The organism is Streptomyces aureus (assembly GCF_001418135.1).
Lineage (GTDB): Bacteria > Actinomycetota > Actinomycetes > Streptomycetales > Streptomycetaceae > Streptomyces > Streptomyces aureus_A.
On sequence record NZ_LIPQ01000525.1, the window covers coordinates 1 to 2,745 of the forward strand.

Below are 2,745 nucleotides of genomic sequence, written 5' to 3' on the forward strand. Positions count from 1 at the left end.
CGTCGGCCTCGCCGCCGGCCTCTCCGTCACCGAACTCTTCGGCACCGTCCAGAAGTCCGCCGCCACCTCCGTCGTCGAGACCGGCATGGGCGGCATCCTCGGCCACGTCGCGATCATCATCGGCCTCGGCACCATGCTCGGCGCGATCCTGGAGGTCTCGGGCGGCGCCGAGGTGCTGAGCAGCCGCCTCCTCGGCCTCTTCGGCGAGAAGCGCGCCCCCCTCGCCATGGGCCTCACCGGACTCGTCTTCGGCATCCCGGTCTTCTTCGACGTCGGCATCTTCGTCCTCGCGCCGATCGTCTACGCCGCCGCCAAGCGCTCCGGCAAGTCGATCCTGCTCTACGCCATGCCGCTGCTCGCGGGTCTCTCCATGACCCACGCCTTCCTGCCGCCGCACCCCGGCCCGGTCGCCGCCGCCGGCCTCCTGCACGTCTCGCTCGGCTGGGTCATCCTGATGGGCGCCCTCGTCGGCCTGCCCGCCGTGCTCGCGGCCTGGGCGTACGCCGGCTGGATCGGCCGCCGGCTCTTCGTCGCGGTCCCGCAGGACATGGTCGAGGCCGCCGAGGAGGCCAGGGCCAAGGTCGCCGCCGAGCGGTCCGGCGGCACCGAGGCGCCCGTGGCGCTCTCCACCGTGCTCCTCATCATCGGCACGCCGCTGCTCCTCATCCTCGCCGCGACCTTCTCCTCCATCGCCCTGGACGAGTCCACCCTCCGCTCCGTCATCGAGTTCTTCGGCAGCCCCTTCGTCGCGCTGACGATCGCGCTCCTCCTCGCGTACTGGCTGCTCGGCATCCGGCGCGGCTGGTCCCGGAAGTCCCTGGAGCAGGTGTCCACCTCCTCCCTCAAGCCGGTCGGCAACATCCTGCTCGTCGTCGGCGCGGGCGGGGTCTTCGGCGCGGTCCTCAAGGTCAGCGGCGTCGCCCAGGCGCTCTCCGACACCTTCCACGACGTCGGTCTCCCCGTCATCGTGCTCGCCTACCTCATCTCCCTGGTGCTGCGCGTCGCCCAGGGCTCGGCGACGGTCGCCATCGTCACCACGGCCGGGATCGTGCTGCCCCTGGTCGAGGGCGGCGGTCACTCGCAGGCCTTCCTGGCCCTCGTCATCATGGCGATCTCGGCCGGCTCGATCTTCGCCTCGCACGTCAACGACGGCGGCTTCTGGATCGTCTCCAAGTACTTCGGCATCACCGAACGGGACACCCTCAAGTCCTGGACGGTGCTGGAGTCGGTGCTCTCCCTGGCCGGTTTCGCGGCGGCGGCCGTGCTGAGTCTGTTCGTCTGAGCGCGCGGGCGCCCGGTGACCGGCCCCTGACGCGTGAGGCGCCCCGGCGGTGAACCCGCCGGGGCGCCCCGTCACGTACGGGCCGTCAGGCCGCGCAGTACTGCGCCTCCTTGCCGATCGAGCGGTACATGCAGTCGGCGTTCTCCAGGAGCTGGAGGACGGCGTCGCGGTTGCGGCTCGTCTCGCGCTCGATGACCTCGTCGGGCGGGTAGAAGCCGCCGCCGGAGGACGAGGCCGGGTACATCTCGAAGGTGTATCCGAAGATCCTGTGCGTGCCCCACAGGTAGTCGTCGATCGACCCGTCCGTGATGTAGAGGTCGCTGGACTGCTCGGGCGTGTAGCCGTTGCTGGCCGCCATCTTGCCGCCGACGGCCGCGAAGGCGTTCCGGTCGTCGAGCGTCATGCCCGGCGCGGTGTTGGCCGTCGTCCAGCCGAAGGGCCAGAGCACGAGCTCGCTGTACGTGTGGAAGTCGATGGCCGCGGTGATCTGCTGCTTGCCGCCGACCACCCTGGAGCGGACGAAGTCGGCGACGACCTTGACCTCGGGGGCGGACTCGGGGGCCGTGCCGCGGTACGTCTCGGAGCTCTTGGAGCCCGAGGAGCCGCCGCAGCAGCCCCACTTGTAGTTCCAGTTCCGGTTCATGTCCGTACCGATGTACGAGGAGCCGGAGTTGGGCTGACGGTTCTTGCGCCAGCTGCGGTAGGAACCGGTCGCGATGTCGTACTCGCCGCCGTCCGGGTTGAGGTCCGGGACGATCCAGATCTCGCGGCCGTTCACGGCGTTGGTGATCCTGGAGTCGCTGCCGTACCCCGCGCCGAGCTCGCGGAGGAGGTACAGCGCCATCTCGACGGTGAGGTGCTCGCGGGCGTGCTGGTGGTGGGTGAAGAGGACCTCGGGCTCGGCCTCGTCGGTGGCCACGTTGTCGCTGATCTTGATGGCGACGATGTCCCGGCCCTGGTACGACTTCCCGATCACCTGCTTGCGCATGATCGAGGGGTGGGCGGCGAGCCGCTGGTCGATCTCCGCGTTCATCTCCGCGTAGTTGTGGTACCTCGCGTCGGCGGAGGGGAAGTCGAGCGGGCCGGCCGCCTTGCCGCCCTCGGCGGTCCGGTCCGGCGGGCCGGGCAGGGCGACCGGCTTGTAGCCGAGTGCCTTGAGGTTCCTCAGCTGTTCGGTGTTGGCGCTGACCACGACCGACCGGGCGTCGACCTCGTCGATCGAGACGCCGGTGGCGGTCAGCGCGCTCCGGGCGGCCGGAGTGGAGGGTCCGGCGACCTCGTACTGCCGGATCACCTCGTCGGCGCCGACGGCGATCCGGGCGGCGGCCGACGACGGGTCGGCCCCGGCGGGTGTCGTGAGAGCGGACACGGGCGCCGCGAGGGCGAGCGCCAAGAGGGCCGCGAGGGTGGCGGACCTTCTGCCGCGGATGGAACGTCGCATGCTGTCTCCTGGGTGGGGAGGG

At 70.7% G+C, this 2,745-nt stretch carries 2 protein-coding genes; one reads left to right on the forward strand and one right to left on the reverse strand.

What is annotated here, in order from left to right; genetic code table 11:
* Positions 1–1,282 (forward strand): GntP family permease (locus AOK00_RS33060; RefSeq protein ID WP_055603844.1); only part of this gene is annotated, 1,282 nt, incomplete at its 5' end.
* Positions 1,283–1,367: 85 nt separating this feature from the next.
* On the opposite strand, the gene AOK00_RS33065 is transcribed toward AOK00_RS33060, so the two are convergent.
* Complete coding sequence (locus AOK00_RS33065) at positions 1,368–2,723, reverse strand: M14 family metallopeptidase (protein ID WP_055603845.1); 1,356 nt, start codon at positions 2,721–2,723, stop codon at positions 1,368–1,370.
* Between the last annotated feature and the right edge of the window lie 22 nt (positions 2,724–2,745).

Bases quoted from the DNA above. Each gene is read 5' to 3' on its own strand.
- AOK00_RS33065 (WP_055603845.1), bottom strand. From the start codon at position 2,723: ATGCGACGTTCCATCCGCGGCAGAAGGTCCGCCACCCTCGCGGCCCTC.